Origin of the sequence: Seohaeicola sp. 4SK31 (genome assembly GCF_028802875.1) — a bacterium.
Classification (GTDB): Bacteria; Pseudomonadota; Alphaproteobacteria; order Rhodobacterales; family Rhodobacteraceae; genus Seohaeicola.
Genome location: NZ_JARAMP010000026.1, coordinates 23,713 through 46,636 on the forward strand (window position 1 = coordinate 23,713; position 22,924 = coordinate 46,636).

A 22,924-nucleotide genomic window follows, 5' to 3' on the forward strand; every position below is an offset into this window, starting at 1 on the left:
TTTGGTTCCGTATTTCAGCAAGTGGCCGCCCTGTTGGCGCACTGCCCAGCCGGTTTCGAAAGTTTCATATCGATGACGTCCGGCGGAGCGCATGCCTCGGATGAAGCTTGGGCCAAGGCGATGCGGATCGCGCGCGAGTTGGACCGGATTCTTGACGGGGCGGCGCCCGTGCGTGAGGCCGTGATGCGCGCGGCATCCGAGCTGCGGCTTTCGACACGCCAAGTCTACAACTATCTGGCGCGGTATCGGGAAGAGCGCAGGGTATCGTCCCTGCCGCCGCGAACGAGTGGGACAAGGAAACCAAGGATCGGCGTCTTGAGCGTCTGATCGACGATCTGCTTCGTCTGCAGGCATCAGGGCATCGAATGGCAGAGGGGCGATCACTCCCGGACCTTCTTGGATCAGCCTGCTTTCAATTCAGTCGACGGCCAATGTCCATCGCGCGCCTCTCTCATCGGGATCGCTATCAGCTGTTTTGGCAATTGACGGACGGGCAATCGACGCCGTTCGGAACGCGAAGAAGTTCCGCGATCATTTATTGGAAACGCGTCGCTCAGGTTGCGCCAGCTTGGGGCGGACTGGTCACATCTTTCAGCGATGCCGTCCTGCCTCGGCCCAAAGCTGGGCCTTGCTCTAACACCGCTGGCCCGAATTTGGCGGATCTCGTTCAGGCGGCCGCGCGGCTCGATCAGCAGCGGCAAGCGCTGTAAAAATTCCCGGTGAGTTTCAGGCGCTCGCGGCCAGCCCGGCATCATTCAGCTGTTCAGGATCCGGCAGGTCCCGCAAGCTCTCCAACCCGAAGGCCGCGAGGAACGCGTCTGTGGTCACGAAGGTATAGGGGGCACCACGACGCGGCGCGCGCGGCCCAGTTCCAATCAGACCGTGTGCATGGAGCCGCCCGATCAGGTCCCGACCGATCTCCTTGCCGAAGATGTCCTTCAGCCCATCGCGCGTGATTGGCTGATGGTAGGCGATGGCCGCCAAAATCGCGACGTCGAACTCGTTCAGGTCCAGCAACTGGTCCCCGACATCCGCTGCGGAGCGGATCGCAGGCGCGTAAACAGACCGCGTCCGGAACATCCACCCCCCTGCGACCATGGCAATCTCGAACGCCCGCCCTTCTAGATCGGCGGCAAGATCCTCGATCAGCAGATCAACCGAGGTCGCCTGCCCCACTATGCGCGCCAGATCCTCGCGCGGTACAGGCGAGGCAGAGGCAAACAGTACCGCCTCGATCCGCCGCATCCATTCGCGCCAGCGCAGCTCCGGCGGCAGGTCGGACAACTCGCGGTCAAATTCAGGCTCGGAGCGATCCTTGGCCATCGTTACACCCCGTAGAGCCGGAAGGTGTCCCGGCCAGTCAGTTCGCGCACAGCGCCGAGATCGACCAGCCGGTCGCAGAGCCGCCGCGCCGCGCGGTCCGGCAAAGGCAAGACTGAGGGAGCGACCGCGTCCTGTTTCAGGAATATCTCGACGGCGTCGGCCGCCCCCTTGGCCCGAAGCTTTGGTGCGACCGCCTTCAGATGCGCCGCCCGACGCGTGAGGTTGGTGGAGAGACGCACGGCCTCGGCCGCCGATGACACGAGCGCCCGATGACAGGCGAGCTTCAATTCGTCGCCTTGCTTGCGCAGGTCGGCACGTTTCAGGCCAGCCGCCAGCAGCGGCACGACATGATCCCAACCAAGCGCCTGGGCGAGTGCAGCATCCGCGAGGATCAGCGCAGCTTCGTCAGCACGTGGCGCCTCGCGCAGAACAGCTTCCAGCACCAGTGCTGCTCGTTTGACCGGCGCCCCCACCCCCGCATCGAGCCACGTCGCGATCTGGCCCGGCTCGAAGGCCGACAAGGCTCGGCCCAGAGCCTTGACCGCCACCGGCCGCTCCACCGCGCGCCGCCAGATCAGATAGGTTTCACCTGCCGGTCCGGGTAGATCGCCGGGACGCAGAAGGTGCGCTGCATCGCGCAGTTCCCCTGCCCGCTCCCGTCGGCCAGAAAACGCAACACAAGCCTCAGCTGCGCACAGCGCGAGCCGCTCCCGCAACAAGGCTTGGGGCACCTCCGCGCATCCCAGCACAACATGCAAGTGGTTCAACGCAGCGCCCGACAAAAACGCCACATCTTCAAGGGTTTCAACCCGTGCCGAGGTGACCCAGGCGGGCATCCGGGGTAGAGTGTCTGTGTCGATGGAGTGTTCCGGTCGGGCAAATGTCATGACTGAAGCCTAAACCATCGCGGCGCTTTTCTCCAGAAAATTGCACAGAAAACGCCTCACTCTATCTTTTGCCATAATGTCCGATAAGTTTGCATTATCGGACATAAAAAGATATGCTGCGAGACAATTCAATTTCATCGCTGGATTCACTGGAAAATGGCCGCAGAGGACGAGAAATCGACATCATCAAACTCTGGTGTGATTAGTACCGCTCAGGACGACGAGAGAGATCAAGAAAAAAGCGACGATATCTCCCTGCCCGCCCACGTCCCAGGCTCCGGCAGCCTGGATCGCCTCGTCGATACCGCGCGCGACTATGCGCGCGCCGCGGCTTCTGACAATACGCTGAAGGCCTATGCGAAAGACTGGGCGCATTTCGCGCGCTGGTGCCGGATGAAGGGCGCGGAGCCTCTGCCCCCCTCACCCGAGATGATCGGGCTCTATCTCGCAGACTTGGCGTCCGGATCAGGCCCCTCCCCTGCCCTATCGGCCAGTACAATCGACCGCCGCCTGTCGGGCCTCGGCTGGAACTATGCGCAGCGGGGATTTACCCTGGATCGCAAGAACCGGCACATCGCCACGGTGTTTGCAGGGATCAAACGCAGGCACGCCCGACCGCCAGTGCAGAAGGAAGCGATCCTGGCCGAGGACATCCTCGCGATGGTGGCCACCCTTGCTTTCGACCTGCGCGGTCTGCGGGACCGGGCGATCTTGCTGATTGGCTATGCGGGCGGTCTGCGCCGCTCGGAAATTGTCAGCCTCGACGTCCACAAGGACGACACGCCGGACACCGGCGGCTGGATCGAGATCTTCGACAAGGGCGCCCTGCTCATGCTCAATGCTAAGACCGGCTGGCGCGAGGTCGAGATTGGCCGCGGCTCGAAGGATCAGACCTGCCCGGTCCATGCGCTTGAGCAATGGTTGCACTTCGCCAAGATCGACTTTGGTCCGGTCTTTGTCGGCACCTCGCGCGATGGCAAGCGGGCATCTGAAACCAGGTTAAACGACAAGCATGTCGCGCGCCTGATCAAGCGCACGGTTCTGAACGCCGGCATCCGGTCGGACCTGCCTGAGAAAGACCGCCTGGCTCTGTTCTCCGGCCATTCGTTGCGCGCCGGTCTCGCCAGCTCCGCCGAAGTCGACGAGCGCTACGTCCAGAAGCAGCTTGGCCACGCCTCGGCCGAGATGACCCGCCGCTATCAGCGACGGCGCGACCGGTTCCGGGTGAACTTGACCAAAGCCGCAGGGCTATAGGTCGACATTTCTGAGGGCTGCCAACGCTGCGACATGACGCGGAAGATCACTGCGGGAATGCAGGATATCCACGATGATGACCTCGTCAGGCTGATCTAGGAACACCAGGAAATGTTCCCCTGCCCTTATGAACCGCAGGTCTTCGACATCATCAACGAGAACTGCGCAACTCCGGCTATGGGCCTGGCCGTTCAGAATACTTTCACAGCAGTTGAGCAATTCCGCCTCGTAGAGCTCTGCTTGGCGCAGCCCAAAATTTTCGATCGTCCATCTGGCGATTTCGGTGAGGCTGGCTTCCGCACGACGGGTCAGCCGGAGGGATCGACTCATGAACGCGTGCGCGCAGACGCAAAGGCTCTCCGGATCGCATCTTTGCCGCTGCCCTCCGCAAGATCACCCGCCTTGGCCTGCGTCAGACCTTCTAGGAGACCCTTCCGGATCCCGGCCAGCTGTGCTTCTTCCTGCTCGAGCAGCCTCAGGCCAGCGCGCATGGCTTCACTCACATTCTGGTAGCGCCCGGACGCCACCAGTGCTTGAACCAGATGGTCTTGGGTTTCGGTGAGGACTACGTTGCGTGTCACCATGGATCAGGTCTCCTTCATTGGCAATATATGCCAATGTTCAGCTTTGGTCAATGGAAGCTGATCGTGGGCGATGATCAGCCATCATGCGACCTTTCTCCTCTCGTCGCTATCAATCGGTCGTTTATTAGCGATGTATGAAACTGCAAAAAGACTGTTTTGATGCCCCTGATCGGTTATGCCCGCGTATCGACCGAAGATCAGACCCCCCTGCCCCAGTCGCATGCCCTGAAATCCGCGGGTTGCGCCGAGATCCATGAAGAACAGGGCTCGGGCGGCAATCGTGCGCGACCGGTGCTTGCGCGGGTGTTGGAACGCATCGGCAAAGGCGACACGCTGGTCGTCGTGCGGATCGACCGCCTCGCGCGATCCCTCTCGCATCTCCTGGAGGTGATCGAGCGGCTGGAGGCGAAGGGAGCCTTCTTCCGCTCGCTGACCGATCCGATCGATACGTCCTCGCCTCAGGGCAAGTTCACCCTGCAGATCCTCGGCGCCGCGGCCGAGTTCGAGCGCGCCCTGATCCGCGAACGCACCAAGGCCGGCCTGGCCAGCGCACGGACCAAAGGCCGGGTTGGCGGCAATCCGGGCCTGCGCGCGCGGGATCCGGCGGCGCTGCGCAAGGTGAGGCTAGCCCGGCAGGACGGCTACATGGAACGGCTGAACGAGACAGCGCAGGACTGGGTGCTCCATGTCCGCCGCCTGCGCCCCGACTTGGCTTGGGAAGACGTAGTCCGCGTAGTCAACGGCCCACTGCCCCGCGAGCGCCAGTGGACGCAAAGCCGTCTTCTGCGCGCGGTCAACGCCTATGTCCGCGACGGCTTTCTGCCCGAGACTGTGCTCGCCCGGGCAGGCCGCCGCGAGACCGACGACCGCCTGCCCGCCATCGTCGCCGCCATCAAGGGCGCGGACCCCGACATCACGCTTCAGGCGATTTGCACCCGGCTGGAGGCGATGCGCGAGCGCACGCCCCGTGGGCGGACAAGCTGGCAACCCTCCTCGGTGAAGATGCTGCTGGAACGGGCTGAGAGACTGGGGCTGCTTGAGTAGTCGAGCTACCTTGCAAATCCTCCACGACATGGAAGGATTGCAAGGTTGTGGTCAGTTCCACGCTCAGTAGCTGTCCGGTCATGTAAAGGGGTTGACGATGCAAAGCTGGCCTTCGACGAGCAGGCCATCTTGCATGTCCTCGCTCCACAGCGTGGTACACCCCGCAACCAAAGCGCTGGCCACGATCATCGCGTCGTAGATCGAGAAGCCGTAGCGTTCAGCCAAAGCGCGGCCGACGTCATGGGTCTGAAGGGTCAGGTCTTCGACGGGACACAAGGCGCGCACGCCTTCGAGAAAGGTCGCTGCTTCCTCCCAACTGAGGCCAGCTTTGCGGCGGCAGTTCACCAGTGACTCGTTTAGAACCTGAACGCTGATCCGGGGCCCCTGCCCCAGGATGACCTCGGCGCGATCGGCCTTCGCGCCGTCGTCGAGCAGGTAAAGAACGACATTCGTGTCCGCGAACTCAGCGCTCATGCGCGTCGTCGCGGCTCAGACGTTCTGCTGCGGACAACTTGCCCCGGAAGCGGCGCAGGCCGGTCAGCACCTCATCCGCACGAGCAAGGCGACGGACTCTGACCCGACCGTTGTCCTTGACCAGGTCGATCTGATCACCCTCCTTGAGACCAAGCTCTCGGACGAGCTCCGCGGGCAAACGGACGGCCAGCGAGTTACCCCATTTTGCGACCTGCATCGTGACCTCCCCTGTGGATACACGTCTTGCAATGTATATCCGAAGGGTTCCGAAGACAAGCCTGCCCCAAACCCTAGCTACTCTTGTGCATGACGCAGCGACTGACACCAAATCTAGAAAGAGCTTGCACGAATCTGATAGCTCGGGCAATAGTCTCGATAAATAACGCGCGATCACATAAAAAACGCGCCCACGAATCGAGGCAGAGATGAGCGAAGCTGAGCAGGACCTGGACATTGCCATCGGGCACTACGCAGAGCTTCTTGCGTCTAATCTTCATGCGCAACGTGCTGCCCACTTCCCTCCCGACGCCAAAAAAATCATGCGCAGCCTGACCAGCGGCGAGGCGGCCGAGTTGCTTGGCGTCGATCATACCTACCTTCGCAAGCTTCATCGAGAAGGAAAGATCGCTGACGTGGAAACCACTGCGGGCAGCCACCGGCGATATACCCTCGATGATATCTGGGAGATTCGCCACGCCCTTGAGGCAAACGCGAAGAAGCCTGGGACTTACGTTCCGGGACGTCGTGCCGGTGACGAGCTTCAGATTGTTTCTGTTGTGAACTTCAAAGGCGGGTCCGGGAAAACGACAACATCCGCTCACCTTGCACAGCGCTTGGCTCTCAAGGGATACCGTGTCCTTGCGATCGATCTGGACCCCCAAGCATCCCTTTCCGCGCTGCATGGCATCCAGCCTGAGCTGGACCTGATGGAGGGTGGGACGCTGTATGATGCGGTTCGCTACGATGAGCCGGTCCCGATCTCGGACGTGATCCGCAAGACCTACATCCGTGGTCTTGACCTGATTCCCGGGAACCTCGAGCTCATGGAATTCGAACATGAGACACCGGCAGCCATTCAGCGTGGCGGCGCCCGCGCATTCTTTGCCCGTGTGCGCGACGTGCTCGACAGTGTCGAAGCAGACTATGACGTCGTCGTCATCGACTGTCCGCCGCAGCTTGGTTTTTTAACCATGTCCGCCCTTTCAGCATCTTCAGGGGTGCTTGTTACCGTTCACCCGCAAATGCTCGATCTGATGTCCATGTCGCAGTTTCTGCGAATGACCGCTGATCTGCTTGGCGTCATCCGGGATGCTGGCGCAAACCTTCGCTTCGACTGGCTGCGCTTTTTGCCGACCCGCTACAAGGTGGGTGATGCCCCGCAGACCGAGGTCATTGCTTTCATCCGGGGTCTGTTCGGCAGGTCAGTCCTGACCAACCACATGGTTGAGTCGACTGCGATCTCTGATGCAGGGCTGACGAAGCAGACGCTCTACGAGGCCGACAAGAAGGACTTCACGCGTCAGACTTTCGATCGTGCAATCGAATCCATGAACGCCGTCAACGATGAGATCGCGGAGATCATCCAGAACACGTGGGGACGCAATGGCAAGAAAGCCTAAACTGGGACTGCCACTGCAGACCCTGCGCAACGCGCCCGACGCTCTTGAGGGGCGCAGGCTGCGCGGCGGCGTTTTCGAAATCGAGCCTGACCAAATCGAAACCACAGGTCGGCTCGATGACCGGCTGCAGATCGAGACTGAAGGCCTCAAGGCGTCAATTTCCAAGAACGGACAGCGAGTACCAATCCTCGTCCGGCCGCTTGAGGGTGATCGCTACAGCCTGATCTATGGCCGTCGTCGACTGGAAGCTTGTAGAGAACTTGGGATCAAGGTCCGCGCCATTGTCACAGAGATGGAGGGCGATCAGGCTCTTCGTGATCAGCTGTTGGAGAACCAGGAGCGGCGGGATCTAAGCTTCATCGAACGAGCGCTTGTTGCCGCAGCCTTGCTCGACGGTGACCATCTGAGCGCATCCGAACGCACCAACAAGGGTGTCGCCGAGGTTCTCAATCTGACCGAGGCAGGAGTGTCGCAGCTGTTAAGCGTGGTCCGCACCGTTGGGGAGGACCTGGTCCTCGCCATCGGTGCCGCTCCGGGCATTGGTCGGCCCAGGTGGGAAGAGCTCAAGAAGTTGCTGGGAGCTACGGATGCCGATCGCGAACTGCTTGCAGCTTTGGCGGGTGAGGCCAAGACATCCTACCAAGGCGGTATTGACGAGAAATCCGATCATGCATTTTTGGCCGTCCTTTCTGCTGCAGGGAAGCCCGAACAGGCTACATCCTCGTCTCGCCCTCGCGGGCGACCCGGCACGGTGATTCCGGGGGTCGGTGCCGCCACTGTCACGACCGGACGTCGTGGAAAGCAACTCAAGCTCGAGTTGAAGGCTGAGGAGAGCGATTTTGTCAGCTGGCTTGAGGGCAACGCCCCGCAGCTGATCGCCGAGCTTCACGAGCGCTGGAAGCGTTCGGAAGACTGAGGAAGAGCAACAATCAAAAAGGAGGCACGAGACAGGCAGAAAAGAAAAAGGCCCCGAGAAGCAAGCTTCACGAGACCTTCCTTAGGTTTCGCACGGGACCAGCCCGCTACAAAACTTCAGTTTTCGCACCTCTGAATGTAGCGATCTGGCCCCTTTCCCGCAAGCGCAAAGCGATTCGCGGGCCAGGGAAATTTTGCCTTCGTGAATGACATCATGGATTACACACCGATTTCGCCGTTTATGCGGCCGATCTCGCACGCCCATCTGCGCGTGGTCGAGCGTCCCGAGGCGTCTGTTCCCGGCAAGCCCGTCTACAAGTGGGAGCTCCTCCGCGAGCTGTCCAAGGCACAGGCCGCCTTTGGGGTTTCCGAGCGCGATCTGACCGTTCTTCAGGGACTTCTCAGCTTCTTTCCGGACGATGCACTCGGCGGCAACGCCGAAATGGTCGTCTTCCCATCCAACAAGGCGATCTGCGAGCGGCTGAACGGCATGCCTTGCTCGACGATGCGCCGTCACCTCGCACGGTTGGTAGAGGCAGGCTTGCTCATGCGGCGCGATAGCCCCAATGGGAAGCGGTATGTGCGCAAGCGTGGTGAAGATCGCGTGGCCTTCGGCTTTGACCTCTCCCCGCTCTATTGCCGGGCAGAGGAGATTGCACGGGCCGCAGAGGCTGTGCGAGAGGCCGAGGACCGTGTGCGGCGACTGAGGGAGGTGGTGAGCCTTATGCGTCGCGACCTGTCCGCTCTGGCGGAGTTCGGCGAGGAGATCCAGCCCGGGCTTGGCCTATGGGACCAGCTCCGCGACACGGTCGCTCTCACAGCCCGTGCTCTTCGCCGCAAGCTTTCGTTTGAGGAACTGTCGGCATTCCGAACTGAACTGGAGACCCTTCTTGACCAAGCGCGTAATGCCATTGATGGCCCTGAAACAGAAGAAATGGACACCAATGATGCCCATTTTGAGCGTCACGATCATAATTCAAATAAAGAAACTATAGATCTTGAACCTGCCTTAGAAAAAGGCGGGGCGGCGGGCGGCGGGCCTGATGATGATACGGGTGAGCCCGTGGCTGACATTGAAGAGCCTGACACGAGGCGGGTGCCGAAAATCCCACTCCACCTGGTAATCGCCGGCTGTCCCTCGCTCAAGACTTTCTATCAGGGCGACGTTCGACACTGGCACCAGCTTTTCGACGCGGCTTGTCATGTACGGCCGGCCATGGGGATCAGTGTTTCCGCTTGGGAAGAAGCGCAGCGCTGCATGGGACCAGAGCAAGCCTCGATCGTCGTCGTGGCCATGCTGGAACGTTTTTCCGACATCAGATCACCGGGTGGATACTTGCGGGCGCTGACGTCTAAGGCCGCGGCGGGCGAATTCTCTTGCGGTCCGATGGTCATGGCTTTGATCGGTCGGCGAAGTGCGGCTTAACAGCTGTTAAGTTTCAACGTCATCGGAGCTCAGTTGGCCTAACTTAACAGCTGTTAAGTTGCCTCTTGGCAACCATACGATCGTCGAGAGGGAAAGGAGTGTTGGTTTGAGGGTGACGGGAAGTGAGATCGGGAGAGTGGCTTCCGGCGCCCGTCGTGGAGAAGATCTGATGACGAAACCTGTCCAGAGAATCACCATGTCCCCTTCAGGGGATATCCCTTTCGACAAGCTGGTGCTGAGCCAGTCCAACGTGCGGCGCATCAAGGCTGACGTGTCCGTCGAGGAACTCGCCGAAGATATCGCCCGCCGCGGTCTGTTGCAGAGCCTGAGCGTGCGGCCCGTCTTGGCTGACGATGGGACCGAGACCGGCAAGTTCGAAATCCCGGCCGGTGGACGGCGGTTCCAAGCGCTGTCCCTGCTGGTGAAGCAAAAGCGTTTGGCGAAGACCACGCCCATTCCCTGCAACGTGCGGGATGCAGCGTCCGACATCCTCGCAGTGGACGATTCCCTTGCGGAAAATATGCAGCGTGTCGCCTTGCACCCGCTTGATCAGTTCCGCGCGTTTGTGTCCCTGCGCGACAAGCGTCAGAGTGATGCGGAGATTACTGCGACCTTCTTCGTGACGCCTTAGATCGTAAAGCAGCGCTTGAAACTCGCTTCCGTCGCCCCTGCCCTGCTTGATATCTATGCCGAGGATTGCGTGACGCTGGAGCAGCTCATGGCCTTCACCGTGAACCCCGATCACGCGCGTCAGGTTCAGGTCTGGGATGTGATCCATTCATCCTGGAACAAGGAGCCATTCCAAATCCGGCGCATGCTGACCGAGGCCTCGGTCCGGGCGTCTGACCGGCGCGCAGTCTTTGTGGGTGTTGATGCCTATGAAGCGGCGGGCGGCACGATGCTGCATGACCTGTTCCAAGGCACTGATGGAGGTTGGCTCGAAGACCCTGACCTGCTTGATCGGCTGGTGACGGAAAAACTCCAGGCCGAGGCAGAGACGGTTGCAGTTGAGGGCTGGAAGTGGATCGAGGTCGCACTCGACCTAGCCTACGGCTACAGCCACGGCCTGCGGTCCCTGTCCGGCGATCCGGCACGGATGACGAAGGCGCGGCCCATGCCAAGCTGCTCGCCGAGTATCGGGCGCTGGAAGAGGAGTGCGCGTGTCAGGATGAGATCCCCGATGAAATCGACACGCGGCTTAGCGTTTTGGAAAGGGAGATGGAGAAGATCGAGACGCGACCGTTGATCTTCGATCCGTTGGAAATCGGACGGGCAGGGGCGTTCGTCACGCTCGACCGCTACGGCGCGCTGGCAGTCTATCGCGGCTATGTGCGTCCAGAGGATGAGCCCGTTGAGGAGGCCGCAGTCTAGGATGGTGCTGATCCTGCGGTGGCGGGGCAGGGGGCTGATCGTGATCTCACCGATGGCCATGCCAGTGCCGCTCATGACGGAACCGTCATCATGGCGGGTGGCCAGCCGATCGGAGCTGACTTGCAGGAGGATGAGGATGACGGGGCGCTGAAGCCACTGCCCGAGCGGTTGGTCATGGAGTTGACGGCCCACCGGACGCTGGCGCTGCAAGAAGCGATCGGGCGCTCGCCGGATATGACGCTGACGCTGCTGCTGCTGAAGCTCGTCACGGACACCTTCCGCACCTCCTCTGCTTCGGGAAGCTGTTTCGAAGCCTCAGTGCGTCACGTCTACATGTCGGCGCAGGCGCCCGATCTCAAGGACAGCGTGGTGGCCAAGCTGGTCGACGAGCGTCATGCGGAATGGGAAGCCGATCTGCCGCTTGGCGATGATGCGGCACTCTGGGACTATCTGACGGTCCTCGATCAGGGCAGTCGGTTGGCCTTGCTGGTGCATTGCCTCAGCTTCGGCGTCAACGCGCTGCATGAGAAGGTGAACCCTTACGGGGCAGGCATCTCCGCAGGCGGTCTGACCTGGCGGATGGCGCATTCCGATCCCGTGGCGCGCGCGACAGGTCTCGATATGGTCAGGCGGAATGGGAGCCGACGGTGGACACCTATCTCAACCGCGTGCCCAAGGCCCACATCCTCGAGGCCGTGCGCGAGGCGAAAGGGGAGGGGACTGCCCAGCTCCTCGATCACTTGAAGAAAGGCGAGATGGCCAGTGAGGCCGAGCGCTTGCTGAAGGGCAGCGGCTGGTTGCCCGAGGTCCTGCGCCGGAACGATCTCGTGGCGCTAGACGATGAGGACTGTGCCGAAGGGCAGGGGGTAGATGCCGAAGTGGCTGACAGCGTCAGTGAAGCTGACCTTCCCGCATTCCTGACGGATGACCTGCCTGCTGAAGGCGCGTCGATGCTGGCCGCAGAATAGCATGATCCAGCCGGGGGCGGGAATTCCGCCCCCCCCCAATCACACTATAATGTAACAATATCAATAAGATGAGTGCGATTACTCGCATTCGGAATGAGGAATCATGTCTGCAACAACCATCATTGACACAGCCCCCCTTGGGGCGCTCATTCGCTACACCGACGGTAGTCCCAAGCCGCCGGCACGCTTCACGAAGAAGCTCGCAGCCTGGGAGCGCTCGAACGGCGTTGGCCGTCTTGTGAAAAAGGAGCCACCCCGACCTTACCCGACATGGACGGCTCCCGCGTCGTTCACGCTGCATGAGGGCAATTTCGCCTCTGACGGGGTCATCCTCGTCACCATCTTGCGCAGCCATTCGGCTGACAGCGCCCTGGTCTTCGAGGTGACCGAGCAGCCGAAGCCCGGGCAGGTGCGCGTGCTTCTCGACTTCGGCGGCAACACCGAGCTGCTGCATTTGGCGGAATCTGTCACTGCGGCCGAGCTTTGGATCGCCAAGGAAGGATACCGCAATGCGCGACTTGAAATCGTCGGCGATGAAGAGGGCGAAAGGGCAGGGGGCGCGGACCTGGCCGCCTGAGCCCAACTGAAACTGAGGGGCCCGCCCAAGCACGGGCCTCTCAACCATCACAACCCTGTTCTTTGAGTTCGCGGGGCACCAAAGGAACCATCCCCAAAGAAGGACGTCTTCGACCAAAAGCTTGGCCGGGAGGCTGGCGGCGTTACAAACATCAGCGGGACAACCGGCTCCTGACATTGGGGGACCATCCCCCGCTCGCCATTCCCTTCCTTGCCCCGAATTCTGTCTTCGAGATCAACCCGCGAGGGGTCGGACTACGGGCAAGCCCGTGCCGCCGGGCGGATTCGGACGAGCCGAACGCACCCGGTGATGTCAGTCAGTATTCGGGCCTTCGAGGTCCTGTCGCGCGGGGGATGGTCCCCCGCCTCCAAGACAGGAGCCAAACAGATGTCCCGCAAAGATGCCCACGCCTTCGCGTCGACGGCATGCGTCGACCCCTCGCCGCTACGCTCATGGTCTCGATTGTCGTCTTCCAGGCAGGGGATGGAACCTTCGGCGCCGTCCCCGCCGATGAAATCGACGGCGACGAAGTCGTGATCGTCTCGGAGTACGATCCCTTCGGGTGAGGCTTTGGCCTCACTTCCCGAGGGTCCCGGGCACGGCGCAGGTGCGCCTCCGGGCCTATTGCCAACCGTCTGACCTTGCGCCGATTAAATGGACGGTCATCGGACTATCGCGTGCCTGCCAGCACTGGCTGGCCATCCTCTCGCCATTCCGGCAAACCGCCGTCAAGGCGGCGCGCATTGAAACCGTGTTTGCGCAGGGCGGCCACAGCTTGGTGGGCATAGATGCAATAGGGGCCCCTGCAATAAGCCACGATTTCGGCGGCTGGATCGAGCGTTGGGACAATCCGCTCGATCTCCGTCAGCGTCGCGTTGAGCGCGCCCGGAATGTGACCCGCAGCGTATTCATCTGCGGGGCGGACATCGAGCACGGTCACAGAACCCTCGACGATCCGTGCTGCGAGGTCTTCCCGGCTGACCGGTTCGGGGGCATCCTCGCCGCTTGAAAGCCCCCGCAGGATACGCTCGACCTGCGCGAGGTTCCGCTCGGCAACGATGCGCAGAAGGTCCATCAGCGCGAGGGTCTTCACGTCGGTCAGCCGGTAGATCACTGCCTTGCCGTCACGGCGGCTGGTGACGAGTGCGGCCCGGCGCAACTGTTGCAGATGTTGTGAGCAGTTGGCGACGGTGAGGCCTGTCTTTTCCGCCAGCGCCTCCACTCCTCGTTCCGCTTGCGCCAATTGTTCCAGCAACATTAGACGCGCCGGTGCAGAGAGCGCGCGGGCGACAAGCGCATATTCCTCAAGCAGGGCTGTCCTCAGGCTGGTTGACATTGGGAACTCCAAGTCCTAAACATTCAAGTGATAAATTGAATGATAGCGATTTGGTCGCTTTCCGCAACCCTAAGGGTCAAGACCATGTCTGAATTGATCCTGTCCGCAGAACCTGCCATCCGCCTCAGCATCTTTATTGGCGTGCTGGCGGCGATGGCGCTGTGGGAAGTGGCGGCTCCCCGGCGTCGGCGCGAGATCCCGCGCGTCATCCGCTGGACGAACAACTTGGGCCTCGTGGTGCTCGACACTGTAATCCTGCGGCTGACCTTTCCGATCGTCGCTGTCGGGCTGGCCGTCATGGCCGAGGATCGCGGCTGGGGGCTGTTCAACAATATTGACGCGCCCGTGTGGGTTGCCATCGTCGTCTCGATGCTGCTGCTCGATCTGGCGATTTACCTTCAGCACGTGATGTTCCACGCGATCCCCGGCTTGTGGCGGTTGCACCGGATGCACCACGCCGATCTTGATTTTGACGCCACGACAGGCCTGCGCTTCCATCCCGTGGAGATCCTCATCTCCATGGGGATCAAACTTGCGGCGGTCGGGGCGCTCGGACCGCCCGCCGTGGCGGTCTTGCTCTTCGAGGTGATCTTGAACGCGACCGCGCTCTTCAACCACGCCAATATCGACCTGCCGCGTCCGGTGGACCGCGTGCTGCGCCTCTTCGTCGTCACGCCAGACATGCACCGCGTCCACCATTCCGTCGACCCGCGCGAGACCAATTCGAACTACGGCTTCAACCTGCCGTGGTGGGACCGGCTGCTTGGCACCTACATCGCCCAGCCCGCGAAGGGCCACGAGGGGATGGAGATCGGCATCGAGCAATTCCGGACCCGCCGTGATCTTTGGCTCGACCGGATGCTGATCCAGCCAGTGCGCGGCCCAGCTTCTGGACATGCGCTTGATCCGCACAACTCGGCAAGAGCGCGGACAGAATTATAACAAAAGAACTCCAGGGAATGACCTGCGAGACCAAGGCATAGTCAACTAGATCAGCTGATTTGGTTGATGTTGGCTGGCTTCGCCAACGGCTTAAGCCGCACGGTCTTGTGCTGGAAAAAATGAGTGTCTATAGGTATTCTGACGCAACCTGTCAGTTGAATTCCTGCATAATCGTTTGATGCGTCTGAATACGCTGCATGGCCTCGATGCGCAGGGCCAGCAAAACCGCTGCAGTTCCTTGACAAGCGCTGCCCTAAATCAGATGATTATCGCATGGGGTTTGCGAGCGCCCCACGAAGCGTCAGCTGAAGATCGCGTTCCATATCACCCGCAAGACGGAGGAACGCACATGCCTGCGCCCAATGCCATTTCGTTCGACAAACTGACCCGTATCATCGGAACACCGCGCGCACCGCTTTTGCTCGATGTGCGGTCCGAGGAAGATTTCGCGGCTGATCCACGTTTGCTGCCCGGTGCTGTCCGGGTCGATGATCAGGCGCTTGCCAGCCTTGCGCCCCAGCTTGGTGGACAGCCCTCAATCGCTGTCTGTCAGGCAGGACACCGGCGCAGTCAGGGCGCGGCTGCCTGGTTGCGCGCCGAGGGGTGCCCTTCAGAGTATCTTGAGGGCGGGTTCGACGCGTGGCGCGCGGCCGAACTGCCGTTGATCGATTCAACGCGGCTGCCCGCGCGCGACGGACAAGGCCGCACCATCTGGGTGACGCGCTCGCGTCCCAAGATCGACCGGATCGCGTGTCCCTGGCTGATCCGCCGCTTTCTCGACCCTCGTGCGGTCATCCTGTTTGTCGCACCGGCCGAGGTGGTGGGTGTGGCCGAACGCTATAACGCCGCGCCGTTCGATATCGAAGGTGTGTTCTGGAGCCACCGCGACGACCTCTGCACGTTTGATGTGATGCTGGCAGAGTTTGGCCTGGGCACCCGGGCGCTTGACCGGCTGGCCACGATCATTCGTGGTGCTGATACCGCGCGTCTCGATCTCGCGCCAGAAGCGGCAGGTCTGCTGGCCGCATCACTTGGTCTGTCACGTATGTATTCAGACGATCTGGAGCAGTTGGATGCTGGAATGTTGCTCTACGACGCCTTCTATCGCTGGGCGCGGGATGCAACTGACGAGACACATAACTGGCCTACCAACAAGCCGAAGGCAGACTGATGCAGGACCGCACATACCCAACGCTGACCGAGGCTACCCGTATCTGGGCCCGCATCGGCCTCCTGAGCTTCGGCGGTCCGGCCGGACAGATCGCGCTCATGCACCGCATCCTGGTCGAGGAGCAGCGCTGGCTGGGCGAGAAGCGGTTTCTCCATGCGCTGAACTATTGCATGTTGTTACCAGGCCCGGAAGCGATGCAGCTCGCCGTCTATATCGGCTGGCTGATGCACCGCACGCTCGGCGGCATCATCGCGGGCGTCCTGTTCGTGCTGCCCGGCATCGTGGCGATCATGGCACTCAGCTGGATTTATGCGCTCTACGGAAATGTTGGGCCGGTCGAGGCGCTTTTCTTTGGGCTGAAGGCTGCTGTTCTGGCCATTGTGGTGCAGGCGGTTATTCGTATCGGCTCGCGGGCACTCAAAAACGGAGCGATGGTCGGAATCGCCGCTGCTTCGTTCGTGGCCATTTTCGGTTTTGCGGTGCCGTTTCCGCTGATCATCCTGATTGCTGGCCTGATCGGGTTCTTTGGGGCGCGAGCGGGCCTGCCCGCGTTCCAAGGTGGCGGCGGACACGGCAAGGTCGGGGCAGTCCAGGTCGACGACGCTGATACCCTGCTCGGCGAAGAGTCACCGGATCATACGCAGGTCAACCGGGGCTGGGCGTTTCGCATTTCTGGTGTTTTCCTTGCCCTCTGGCTTGCTCCAGTGGCGCTGCTCTTCGCCATACTGGGGCCAGAGAACGTCTTTTCGCAGATCGCGGGCTTTTTCAGCGTCATGGCTGTGGTTACTTTTGGTGGGGCGTATGCCGTGTTGGCCTATGTCGCCCAAGAGGCGGTGCAGAATTACGGCTGGCTCGCTGCCGGTGAGATGCTAAATGGTCTCGGCATGGCAGAGACGACGCCGGGGCCGCTCATCATGGTAACGCAGTTCGTGGGCTTCATGGGGGCCTTCCGCGAGGCGAGTGGCCTATCGCCCTTGATGGCTGCAACGCTCGGTGGGCTGCTGACGACATGGGTCACCTTTGTGCCTTGCTTCCTGTCGATCTTTCTCGGTGCTCCCTTCATCGAGCGTCTGCGCGATAACGCCGTCCTGACGGCGGCACTGACCGCCATCACCGCAGCCGTGGTGGGCGTCATTCTCAATCTGGCCGTCTGGTTCGGGATGCATGTCGTCTTTGACGACGTCAGGGCCGTGACCGGTATGGGCCTGAACATCGAAGTGCCTGTGTTTGCGTCGGTTAATCCTGCCGCGCTGTTTCTGGTGCTGGCGGCCGTGATTGCGGTGTTCCGTTTCAAGTTCGGCCCGGTCACAATTCTCGTTGGATGCGCGGTCGCAGGCGTCGCATTGCGAACCATGGGTGTCGGGTAACTCTTCGCGCGCCCATCTACCTAAAGCTGCGACGCCCAACGGGGATGGTTCTCATCCACGACAAAGGTATGCACGTGCTTCCGGGCCCCCTGAAGATGCGGGTGGTCGGGTGGCAGGTTGTCATGGGTATGCTCAAGCGTTTCCGGATCTACACTTGGCCAAAGGCGCATGGCGGCCAGGATGCCTGCAGCTGCCAGCACCGTCATCACACCGAGCGCCGGAATAAGTCCGAACTGCGTCATCAGCAATCCTGACAGCGGATAGGTCAGCAACCAGCAGGCATGGCTCAGTGCGAACTGTGCTGCGAACAGCGCGGGTCGATCCTCTGCATGGGCAGAGCGGCGCAACAGCCGCCCGGATGGCGTCAAGACGGTGGAATACCCCAGACCCACAAGCAGCCACGCTCCAAGCAGCACTGGCCAGATCGGCCCTGCCAGTGCGACGTCAACCGCGAGTGCGGCCAGTGTCAAAACCATCAGTGTTGCACCGCCGATCATCACCCGCCGGTCTGCAATCCTGTCCAGCACAGGTGGCAAAAACAGTGCGGCAGCCATCGATCCCGCACCGAATGCGAACAGCGCCCATGCAAGGGCGGACGCATCCAGCCCGAGCGTGCCACGCACCAACACGACAGAATTGACCAGCACCATCGCGCCCGCCGCCGCTGCCGCCATGTTCAGCGCCAGCAGCCCGCGCAGACGGGGCGTGACAAGGTAAATGCGGATGCCGCGCGTCGTTCGGTCATAGATGCCGCGCGGTATGGATGGTTTGGGGCTGGGCAGCATGACCGAGATGATCAGCATGGCCGAGGCGGCAAAACCTGCTGCGGTGCCAAGGAACAGCGCGTTGTAGCTGACCATCGCCAGCAATAGCCCCGCCAGCATCGGGCTTGCGATATTCTCCAGATCATAAGCCAGCCGCGACAGTGATAACGCACGGGTATATTGGGCCTCGTCCGGCAGGATGTCGGGGATGGTTGCCTGAAACGTCGGCGTGAAAGCGGCTGAGGCGGATTGCAGCACGAAGATCAGCGCATAAACCTGCCAGATCTCCGTCACGAAGGGCAGGCACAGCGCCACGGCCGCGCGAAGCAGATCGAGCACCACCAGAAACGCGCGCCGGTTCACCTTGTCGGCAAAAGCGGCGGCCACAGGTGCGACACCCACATAGGCCACCATCTTGATTGCGAAGACCGTCCCCAGCACCATCGCGGCATTCGCGCCCGCCAGATCATAGGCCAGCAGGCCAAGAGCGACAGTGGCCAAACCCGTGCCCAGCAATGCAACGACCTGTGCCGCGAAGAGGTGACGGTAGGTGCGGTCGGCAAGGACTTGCAGCATGGGGGCGGTCCTAAAGGTAGCGCGAGATCGCTTTCAGTTCTTCACGATCTGCAGGGGATTGGTCGGCATCAAGGCAATGGTCGATATGGTCATGGATCAGGGCGCGCTTTGCATTGGCTACTGCATTTTCGACCGCCTGCATCTGCTGCGCAATCTCGACGCAGGGTTTGCCTGCCTCGATCATCTCGATCACGGCACGCAAATGCCCATCGGCGCGTTTGAGCCGAGCAATTAAAGCAGGGTGGGTTGCATGGGGATGGGGCTTTATCATACAACGGAAATATCCCCCCCGAGGGGATAGAACAAGATGGCATGATCAACATGCTGCGGACAGGATCGAGCAGTCAGGAATTCCCGTGCATGGGCTGAAAACTTTCGGACGAACCGCGTGGTCGGCACTTTTGTGTCTGGCGCTGATCGTGTGGTCGATCACACCAACGACGGACCATGCGCCATCGGTGTTCGATGTCATTGCCGATCACCGCGCGATGGTCGCGGAACACGGGCATACCCACGGCTTCGACGAGGATTTGGCATGGGCCTTACATGGCCATAGCCATGATGTGGCTGATCATGACCATAGCCCGGCTGTGCTGGCGCTGGCCGCGACAACGAACGAAGTATGGGACAGCCGTGATGTCTGGCATCTCCATGCTTCCTCGGCAGGACCACATCGCAGTTACATGATCGACCGACCTCCACGTGCATGATGCGGGCCGCGTTGCGGCACGACCTTTCCATCAATCACACACTGGAGACAAATCCATGACCTCGACTTCGCGGGTCCTGCGCGCCGTGGTACCCAGCCGCCCGCTTGCGCTGACCTTTATCCTGCTTGCCGCTTTCATGCTGACGGCGGCGCAGGCCTTTGCCCATAATGTCACTGCAGGTGACGCGGGCTATATTCAGGAAATCTGGGGGGTGAAGATCATTCCCTTCATCTACCTCGGGGCCAAACACATGGTCACGGGGTATGACCATATCCTGTTCCTGCTGGGCGTCGTCTTCTTCCTTCACCGGATGAAGGACGTTGGCATCTATGTCAGCTTGTTCGCCATCGGCCATTCCGTTACCATGCTGCTTGGCGTCTGGTATGGCTGGGGCATCAACGCCTATATCATCGATGCGATCATCGGGTTGTCGGTGGTTTACAAGGCGCTCGACAACCTTGGCTATTACCAGAAATGGTTCGGCTTCCAACCCAATACCAAGGTCGCAACACTGATCTTCGGGCTGTTTCACGGCACGGGTCTGGCCACGAAGATCCTTGAATACCAGATCCCGCAGGATGGCCTGCTGCCGAACCTTCTGGCCTTCAACGTCGGAGTCGAGGTGGGCCAGCTGCTTGCCCTTGCCGTGATCCTGATCGTCATGGGCTACTGGCGGCGGCACCCCAACTTCATGCGCCAAGCCACCGTCGCAAACATCGTGATGATGGGCCTTGGCATCTGGCTGACGGCCTATCAGGTCGCCGGTTACATCGCTTCAACCTGAACAAAGAACGGATAGTCACATGCATAATGCACCCAAACCAAACATCGAAGAATTGCCAACCAAGGCACAATTGTTCCGCTCCACTATCATCGCGGGCATCGGCGCAGTTGCAATCATGGTCACGGTTTACCTGCCTGCGGAATATGCCATCGACCCCACAGGCGTGGGCCGTGTTCTGGGCCTGACCGAAATGGGCGAAATTAAAGTCCAGTTGGCCGAAGAGGCAGAGGCAGACCGGCTGCTGGATGAACAGCGCGCGCTTGATCAATCGTCCAGTCTGCTGGACAGCGTGTTCGGCCTGTTCCTGGGTGCCGCCCATGCACAGGAAGCCTGGCAGGACGAAGTCACCTTCGTTCTGGAACCCGGTGACACAGCCGAGATCAAGATGACGATGGAGGCTGGCAACACGGTCACCTACGCTTGGACCGCAACTGGCGGACGGGTCAATTTTGACCTGCATGCCCACAGTGGCGGAGAGTCTGTCGATTATGAGCGTGGCGCTGGCCAGACCGAAGGCGCGGGCACAATCGAAGCGCCATTCGCCGGTGATCACGGCTGGTTCTGGCGCAACCGCGACAGCACGCCCATCACCATGACCATCCAGGTGCGTGGTGAATACAGCGACATCGTCGAAACTTATTGAACCATTCGGTGCCTGCGGTTCGCCGCAGGCACCGCTATCAATTGCAGCTCAGGCGTGATTAATCATTGCATTGGGCGGCGGTGACATAATTTCACGATCACTCGTGCGAGCTTTCGCGAAAAGTCCTCATGAGCTGGGATTCTAGAAGATGTCCTGGAGCCATATTAAAAGCGAGATCTTAGTCAGCGCCATGGCAACAGTGGGATGAAAACAATAAACTCTGCGGCGCTCTTGGCATTCGCGGATCATTGACTGTAGAAATGGGCAATCAGGGCCATCCCACGGCGCTGGCTGCGGGTTAGAACCTGCACAGTTTTTGAGGAGAGCCCAATGAAACATCTTTTTTGGACCTTGGCTGCAATTTTTGTGCCGCTGTCGGCCGTCGCAGAAATGCTCAATGTGCAAGTAGTTGAGCCCGGTATCTGGGCCATCGAAGGCCCAGCAACGCAACGCGACCCGGAAAACTTGGGCAACAACGCAACATTTGGGCTGATCGAAACGGATGAGGGCGCGGTGCTGGTTGATCCAGGCGGCACTTGGGCGGGTGCCGTGATGCTGCACGAGGTGGTGCGCGATCTGACCGAGCAGAAGGTCACTCATGTCATAAATACCGGTGGGCAAGACCACCGTTGGCTGGGCAATGGTTATTGGCAGGACCAAGGCGCTATCGTGATTGCCGCGAACGCAGCCGTCGAGGACCAGCAAGCGCGCGCATCCATGCAACTCAGCATGTTGTCACAATTGGTAGGGGCGGGTCTTGATGGCACCGAACCCGCCTTTGCCACAGTCACGTTCCAATCGGATCACGTCTTGGAGCTTGGCGGACGCGTGATCGAGATCCACCACGAGGGCGCGGCACACACCTCAGGCGACAGCTTCGTCTGGCTGCCGCAGGAACGGGTCGTGTTTACGGGCGATATCGTCTATGTCGGCCGCACTCCAGGTGTCATGGAGTTTTCCGACAGCGCAGCGTGGTTGGACAGCTTCGCCGCCATCGAGGCTCTGGACCCGGAATATGTCGTCCCTGGCCATGGTCCCCTGACCACCTTGGCACAGTCACAGGCAGATACGCGCGACTACCTGCACAACCTGCGCGAACGGATACGTGTGCACATAGAGGACGGCGGTGACATCATCGGGTCAGTCAACGTGGATCAGTCCGCATTCGCCTATCTGGACCAGTTTGAGGCCCTTGCCGGTCGGAACGCACAGGCCGTGTTCCAACAGATGGAATGGGAATAGGCCAAACCAGATAAATACGCCCAGGCTGTTTGAACCTTTAGGCAAAGCCATTTTGCTTCTCCAGAAAGGTTGCATTGATAATTGGCGGAAATATGGACCTTCGTTGTCGATAGGTTGCGCTACACCTTTGTGCCGCGTGCATCGCCGCTCCTCCTCAACCGATAGCTAGGTCGTCTTTCGACTTCCCAGCAGCCAGCGCGTCTACGAACCACTGGGGTTTGCGCCCCCGGCCGGACCAGGTGAGCGCGGTGTCCTCGGGGTGCCGGTATTTCGCCGCTGCCGGTGCACGGGAGGATTTCGTCTCGGTGCCGACAAGTTCGGCCAGGGAGTAGCCCAGATTCTGGGCGAAGGCATCCACCTTGGCGCGGGCTTTCGCCGTCTGTCGATCCTTATAGGTAGATATCGCCTTGGCGACGTCCTTTCGCATTTTCATCAACTTGCAGAGCGACAGTGCCTCGAGATCGTAATCAGCCATTGATGCGGTCCGTGTCCTGAATGTTTCGGTATGCGCCGCAGGACGCGACGCTGCACGGCATCGCCGATCGGCTGCAGTCCATTCAGCGGCGGAACTTCTACCTGCTCGCTGCCGAAGTCAGCCACCGCGGTCGCTACTACCACGAATACACTATGTCCGTGGACGTCACCCGCGATGGCCCGACCTGGCAGCCGCCCACCGAGGACGCAGAGGAGATCGTGACTGAGGCGCTGCGCGACCTTGCCCGCTGGCTCTACCGTCAGCTTCAGAGTGAATACGACCACCTTACCTCGAACGAGTCCGCTGAGGACGGCATCACCGCTAATGAATACACCTTCACCGTAGGGGGGCGGCGGTTCGGATGACACATGGAAGGGCTCAACCCATCTCTTGCAGAATATCCAGAATGTATGTATATTCTGGACAAATGGAGACCCTGATCATGCATGAGCTTCCCGAGTTCAAGGCGGCC

25 protein-coding genes and 2 pseudogenes are annotated in these 22,924 nt (G+C 60.7%); 17 read left to right on the top strand and 10 right to left on the bottom strand.

Annotated features, from left to right (window positions below; translation table 11 throughout):
* The first annotated feature begins 72 nt into the window (after nt 1-72).
* Entirely contained in the window at nt 73-327 is a 255-nt protein-coding gene (locus PVW27_RS17970; RefSeq protein ID WP_230802433.1) for a helix-turn-helix domain-containing protein, read from the top strand.
* A gap of 399 nt (nt 328-726) precedes the next feature.
* Here the strand turns inward: PVW27_RS17970 and scpB are convergent, their stop codons facing one another.
* Both scpB and PVW27_RS17980 read right to left on the bottom strand, forming a co-directional pair.
* Complete coding sequence (scpB, locus tag PVW27_RS17975; RefSeq protein WP_036562694.1) at nt 727-1,323, bottom strand: SMC-Scp complex subunit ScpB; 597 nt, start codon at nt 1,321-1,323, stop codon at nt 727-729.
* 2 nt (nt 1,324-1,325) lie between these two features.
* Nucleotides 1,326-2,210, bottom strand: coding sequence for a DUF1403 family protein (locus tag PVW27_RS17980; RefSeq protein WP_036562691.1), 885 nt, complete (start codon nt 2,208-2,210; stop codon nt 1,326-1,328).
* 156 nt (nt 2,211-2,366) lie between these two features.
* On the opposite strand from PVW27_RS17980, the gene PVW27_RS17985 reads away from it, so the two are divergent.
* Nucleotides 2,367-3,464: a tyrosine-type recombinase/integrase gene (locus PVW27_RS17985; protein WP_219436671.1), complete on the top strand. Its 1,098-nt coding sequence runs from the start codon at nt 2,367-2,369 to the stop codon at nt 3,462-3,464.
* Here the strand turns inward: PVW27_RS17985 and PVW27_RS17990 are convergent.
* Complete coding sequence (locus PVW27_RS17990; protein WP_219436664.1) at nt 3,459-3,794, bottom strand: type II toxin-antitoxin system RelE/ParE family toxin; 336 nt, start codon at nt 3,792-3,794, stop codon at nt 3,459-3,461. The genes PVW27_RS17985 and PVW27_RS17990 overlap by 6 nt on opposite strands.
* The gene (locus tag PVW27_RS17995; protein WP_219436665.1) at nt 3,791-4,048 is read right to left on the bottom strand and encodes a type II toxin-antitoxin system ParD family antitoxin; all 258 of its coding nucleotides are present in this window, start codon (nt 4,046-4,048) and stop codon (nt 3,791-3,793) included. Before PVW27_RS17995 ends, PVW27_RS17990 begins: the two co-directional genes overlap by 4 nt.
* A 159-nt stretch (nt 4,049-4,207) precedes the next feature.
* Between PVW27_RS17995 and PVW27_RS18000 the strand changes: the two genes are divergently transcribed.
* The gene (locus PVW27_RS18000) at nt 4,208-5,092 is read left to right on the top strand and encodes a recombinase family protein (protein WP_274560119.1); all 885 of its coding nucleotides are present in this window, start codon (nt 4,208-4,210) and stop codon (nt 5,090-5,092) included.
* A 78-nt stretch (nt 5,093-5,170) separates the two neighbouring features.
* Here PVW27_RS18000 and PVW27_RS18005 read toward each other — a convergent pair whose 3' ends face one another.
* Nucleotides 5,171-5,566, bottom strand: a complete 396-nt coding sequence (locus tag PVW27_RS18005) for a PIN domain-containing protein (protein ID WP_274560120.1) — start codon at nt 5,564-5,566, stop codon at nt 5,171-5,173.
* Nucleotides 5,556-5,783 (bottom strand): AbrB/MazE/SpoVT family DNA-binding domain-containing protein, encoded by a 228-nt coding sequence (locus PVW27_RS18010; RefSeq protein WP_274560121.1) that lies wholly within the window; start codon nt 5,781-5,783, stop codon nt 5,556-5,558. Before PVW27_RS18010 ends, PVW27_RS18005 begins: the two co-directional genes overlap by 11 nt.
* Before the next feature lie 208 nt (nt 5,784-5,991).
* Between PVW27_RS18010 and repA the strand changes: the two genes are divergently transcribed.
* The 6 genes and pseudogenes from repA (at nt 5,992) to PVW27_RS18040 (ending at nt 13,008) form a co-directional block, all read left to right on the top strand.
* Nucleotides 5,992-7,185, top strand: a complete 1,194-nt coding sequence (gene repA, locus PVW27_RS18015) for a plasmid partitioning protein RepA (RefSeq protein ID WP_274560122.1) — start codon at nt 5,992-5,994, stop codon at nt 7,183-7,185.
* Nucleotides 7,169-8,101 carry a plasmid partitioning protein RepB gene (gene repB / locus PVW27_RS18020; protein WP_274560123.1) on the top strand — a complete coding sequence of 311 codons (933 nt, stop codon included), beginning with the start codon at nt 7,169-7,171 and terminating at the stop codon, nt 8,099-8,101. Before repA ends, repB begins: the two co-directional genes overlap by 17 nt.
* A gap of 213 nt (nt 8,102-8,314) precedes the next feature.
* Nucleotides 8,315-9,526: a plasmid replication protein RepC gene (gene repC / locus PVW27_RS18025; protein ID WP_274560124.1), complete on the top strand. Its 1,212-nt coding sequence runs from the start codon at nt 8,315-8,317 to the stop codon at nt 9,524-9,526.
* Between the two features lie 169 nt (nt 9,527-9,695).
* Nucleotides 9,696-11,865: pseudogene (locus tag PVW27_RS18030) on the top strand (ParB/RepB/Spo0J family partition protein).
* Nucleotides 11,866-11,968: 103 nt separating this feature from the next.
* The gene (locus PVW27_RS18035; protein ID WP_274560125.1) at nt 11,969-12,442 is read left to right on the top strand and encodes a hypothetical protein; all 474 of its coding nucleotides are present in this window, start codon (nt 11,969-11,971) and stop codon (nt 12,440-12,442) included.
* Nucleotides 12,443-12,867: 425 nt separating this feature from the next.
* Nucleotides 12,868-13,008: a hypothetical protein gene (locus PVW27_RS18040; protein ID WP_274560148.1), complete on the top strand. Its 141-nt coding sequence runs from the start codon at nt 12,868-12,870 to the stop codon at nt 13,006-13,008.
* 104 nt (nt 13,009-13,112) lie between these two features.
* On the opposite strand, the gene PVW27_RS18045 is transcribed toward PVW27_RS18040, so the two are convergent.
* Nucleotides 13,113-13,778 (bottom strand): ArsR/SmtB family transcription factor, encoded by a 666-nt coding sequence (locus tag PVW27_RS18045; RefSeq protein WP_274560126.1) that lies wholly within the window; start codon nt 13,776-13,778, stop codon nt 13,113-13,115.
* Nucleotides 13,779-13,862: 84 nt separating this feature from the next.
* Here PVW27_RS18045 and PVW27_RS18050 point away from each other — a divergent pair, with 84 nt between their 5' ends.
* The 3 genes from PVW27_RS18050 to chrA all read left to right on the top strand — a co-directional run bounded on the left by PVW27_RS18050 (nt 13,863) and on the right by chrA (nt 17,258).
* On the top strand, nt 13,863-14,720 hold the full coding sequence (locus PVW27_RS18050) for a sterol desaturase family protein (RefSeq protein WP_274560127.1): 858 nt from the start codon (nt 13,863-13,865) through the stop codon (nt 14,718-14,720).
* Between the two features lie 349 nt (nt 14,721-15,069).
* On the top strand, nt 15,070-15,891 hold the full coding sequence (locus PVW27_RS18055; RefSeq protein ID WP_274560128.1) for a sulfurtransferase/chromate resistance protein: 822 nt from the start codon (nt 15,070-15,072) through the stop codon (nt 15,889-15,891).
* Entirely contained in the window at nt 15,891-17,258 is a 1,368-nt protein-coding gene (chrA, locus tag PVW27_RS18060) for a chromate efflux transporter (RefSeq protein WP_274560129.1), read from the top strand. Before PVW27_RS18055 ends, chrA begins: the two co-directional genes overlap by 1 nt.
* Nucleotides 17,259-17,278: 20 nt before the next feature.
* Here the strand turns inward: chrA and PVW27_RS18065 are convergent, their stop codons facing one another.
* Nucleotides 17,279-18,598 carry an MFS transporter gene (locus tag PVW27_RS18065; RefSeq protein ID WP_274560130.1) on the bottom strand — a complete coding sequence of 440 codons (1,320 nt, stop codon included), beginning with the start codon at nt 18,596-18,598 and terminating at the stop codon, nt 17,279-17,281.
* Nucleotides 18,599-18,608: 10 nt separating this feature from the next.
* Nucleotides 18,609-18,869: a metal-sensing transcriptional repressor gene (locus PVW27_RS18070; RefSeq protein WP_009817898.1), complete on the bottom strand. Its 261-nt coding sequence runs from the start codon at nt 18,867-18,869 to the stop codon at nt 18,609-18,611.
* Between the two features lie 85 nt (nt 18,870-18,954).
* Here PVW27_RS18070 and PVW27_RS18075 point away from each other — a divergent pair, with 85 nt between their 5' ends.
* The 4 genes from PVW27_RS18075 (at nt 18,955) to PVW27_RS18090 (ending at nt 21,977) form a co-directional block, all read left to right on the top strand.
* Nucleotides 18,955-19,308 (top strand): hypothetical protein, encoded by a 354-nt coding sequence (locus tag PVW27_RS18075; protein WP_274560138.1) that lies wholly within the window; start codon nt 18,955-18,957, stop codon nt 19,306-19,308.
* Between the two features lie 55 nt (nt 19,309-19,363).
* On the top strand, nt 19,364-20,092 hold the full coding sequence (locus tag PVW27_RS18080; protein WP_274560140.1) for a HupE/UreJ family protein: 729 nt from the start codon (nt 19,364-19,366) through the stop codon (nt 20,090-20,092).
* Between the two features lie 19 nt (nt 20,093-20,111).
* Nucleotides 20,112-20,735: a transmembrane anchor protein gene (locus PVW27_RS18085; RefSeq protein WP_274560142.1), complete on the top strand. Its 624-nt coding sequence runs from the start codon at nt 20,112-20,114 to the stop codon at nt 20,733-20,735.
* Between the two features lie 330 nt (nt 20,736-21,065).
* Nucleotides 21,066-21,977, top strand: coding sequence for an MBL fold metallo-hydrolase (locus tag PVW27_RS18090; protein ID WP_274560144.1), 912 nt, complete (start codon nt 21,066-21,068; stop codon nt 21,975-21,977).
* Nucleotides 21,978-22,131: 154 nt separating this feature from the next.
* Here the strand turns inward: PVW27_RS18090 and PVW27_RS18095 are convergent, their stop codons facing one another.
* Nucleotides 22,132-22,452: an H-NS histone family protein gene (locus tag PVW27_RS18095; protein WP_274560146.1), complete on the bottom strand. Its 321-nt coding sequence runs from the start codon at nt 22,450-22,452 to the stop codon at nt 22,132-22,134.
* Between the two features lie 29 nt (nt 22,453-22,481).
* On the opposite strand from PVW27_RS18095, the pseudogene PVW27_RS18100 reads away from it, so the two are divergent.
* Nucleotides 22,482-22,817: pseudogene (locus PVW27_RS18100) on the top strand (antitoxin of toxin-antitoxin stability system); the annotation flags it as partial.
* Nucleotides 22,818-22,924 lie beyond the last annotated feature (107 nt).

What these genes read in the sequence shown, in the direction of transcription:
- PVW27_RS17980 (WP_036562691.1), bottom strand. Translation starts at nt 2,210, where the DNA reads ATGACATTTGCCCGACCGGAACACTCCATCGACACAGACACTCTACCC.
- repB (WP_274560123.1), top strand. Translation starts at nt 7,169, where the DNA reads ATGGCAAGAAAGCCTAAACTGGGACTGCCACTGCAGACCCTGCGCAAC.
- PVW27_RS18080 (WP_274560140.1), top strand. Translation starts at nt 19,364, where the DNA reads ATGACCTCGACTTCGCGGGTCCTGCGCGCCGTGGTACCCAGCCGCCCG.
- PVW27_RS18045 (WP_274560126.1), bottom strand. Translation starts at nt 13,778, where the DNA reads ATGTCAACCAGCCTGAGGACAGCCCTGCTTGAGGAATATGCGCTTGTC.
- PVW27_RS18070 (WP_009817898.1), bottom strand. Translation starts at nt 18,869, where the DNA reads ATGATAAAGCCCCATCCCCATGCAACCCACCCTGCTTTAATTGCTCGG.
- PVW27_RS18085 (WP_274560142.1), top strand. Translation starts at nt 20,112, where the DNA reads ATGCATAATGCACCCAAACCAAACATCGAAGAATTGCCAACCAAGGCA.
- repA (WP_274560122.1), top strand. Translation starts at nt 5,992, where the DNA reads ATGAGCGAAGCTGAGCAGGACCTGGACATTGCCATCGGGCACTACGCA.
- PVW27_RS18035 (WP_274560125.1), top strand. Translation starts at nt 11,969, where the DNA reads ATGTCTGCAACAACCATCATTGACACAGCCCCCCTTGGGGCGCTCATT.
- chrA (WP_274560129.1), top strand. Translation starts at nt 15,891, where the DNA reads ATGCAGGACCGCACATACCCAACGCTGACCGAGGCTACCCGTATCTGG.
- PVW27_RS18000 (WP_274560119.1), top strand. Translation starts at nt 4,208, where the DNA reads ATGCCCCTGATCGGTTATGCCCGCGTATCGACCGAAGATCAGACCCCC.
- PVW27_RS18005 (WP_274560120.1), bottom strand. Translation starts at nt 5,566, where the DNA reads ATGAGCGCTGAGTTCGCGGACACGAATGTCGTTCTTTACCTGCTCGAC.
- PVW27_RS17970 (WP_230802433.1), top strand. Translation starts at nt 73, where the DNA reads ATGACGTCCGGCGGAGCGCATGCCTCGGATGAAGCTTGGGCCAAGGCG.
- PVW27_RS18055 (WP_274560128.1), top strand. Translation starts at nt 15,070, where the DNA reads ATGCCTGCGCCCAATGCCATTTCGTTCGACAAACTGACCCGTATCATC.
- repC (WP_274560124.1), top strand. Translation starts at nt 8,315, where the DNA reads ATGGATTACACACCGATTTCGCCGTTTATGCGGCCGATCTCGCACGCC.
- PVW27_RS18040 (WP_274560148.1), top strand. Translation starts at nt 12,868, where the DNA reads ATGCGTCGACCCCTCGCCGCTACGCTCATGGTCTCGATTGTCGTCTTC.
- PVW27_RS18065 (WP_274560130.1), bottom strand. Translation starts at nt 18,598, where the DNA reads ATGCTGCAAGTCCTTGCCGACCGCACCTACCGTCACCTCTTCGCGGCA.
- PVW27_RS17990 (WP_219436664.1), bottom strand. Translation starts at nt 3,794, where the DNA reads ATGAGTCGATCCCTCCGGCTGACCCGTCGTGCGGAAGCCAGCCTCACC.
- PVW27_RS17985 (WP_219436671.1), top strand. Translation starts at nt 2,367, where the DNA reads ATGGCCGCAGAGGACGAGAAATCGACATCATCAAACTCTGGTGTGATT.
- PVW27_RS18050 (WP_274560127.1), top strand. Translation starts at nt 13,863, where the DNA reads ATGTCTGAATTGATCCTGTCCGCAGAACCTGCCATCCGCCTCAGCATC.
- scpB (WP_036562694.1), bottom strand. Translation starts at nt 1,323, where the DNA reads ATGGCCAAGGATCGCTCCGAGCCTGAATTTGACCGCGAGTTGTCCGAC.
- PVW27_RS17995 (WP_219436665.1), bottom strand. Translation starts at nt 4,048, where the DNA reads ATGGTGACACGCAACGTAGTCCTCACCGAAACCCAAGACCATCTGGTT.
- PVW27_RS18090 (WP_274560144.1), top strand. Translation starts at nt 21,066, where the DNA reads ATGAAACATCTTTTTTGGACCTTGGCTGCAATTTTTGTGCCGCTGTCG.
- PVW27_RS18010 (WP_274560121.1), bottom strand. Translation starts at nt 5,783, where the DNA reads ATGCAGGTCGCAAAATGGGGTAACTCGCTGGCCGTCCGTTTGCCCGCG.
- PVW27_RS18095 (WP_274560146.1), bottom strand. Translation starts at nt 22,452, where the DNA reads ATGGCTGATTACGATCTCGAGGCACTGTCGCTCTGCAAGTTGATGAAA.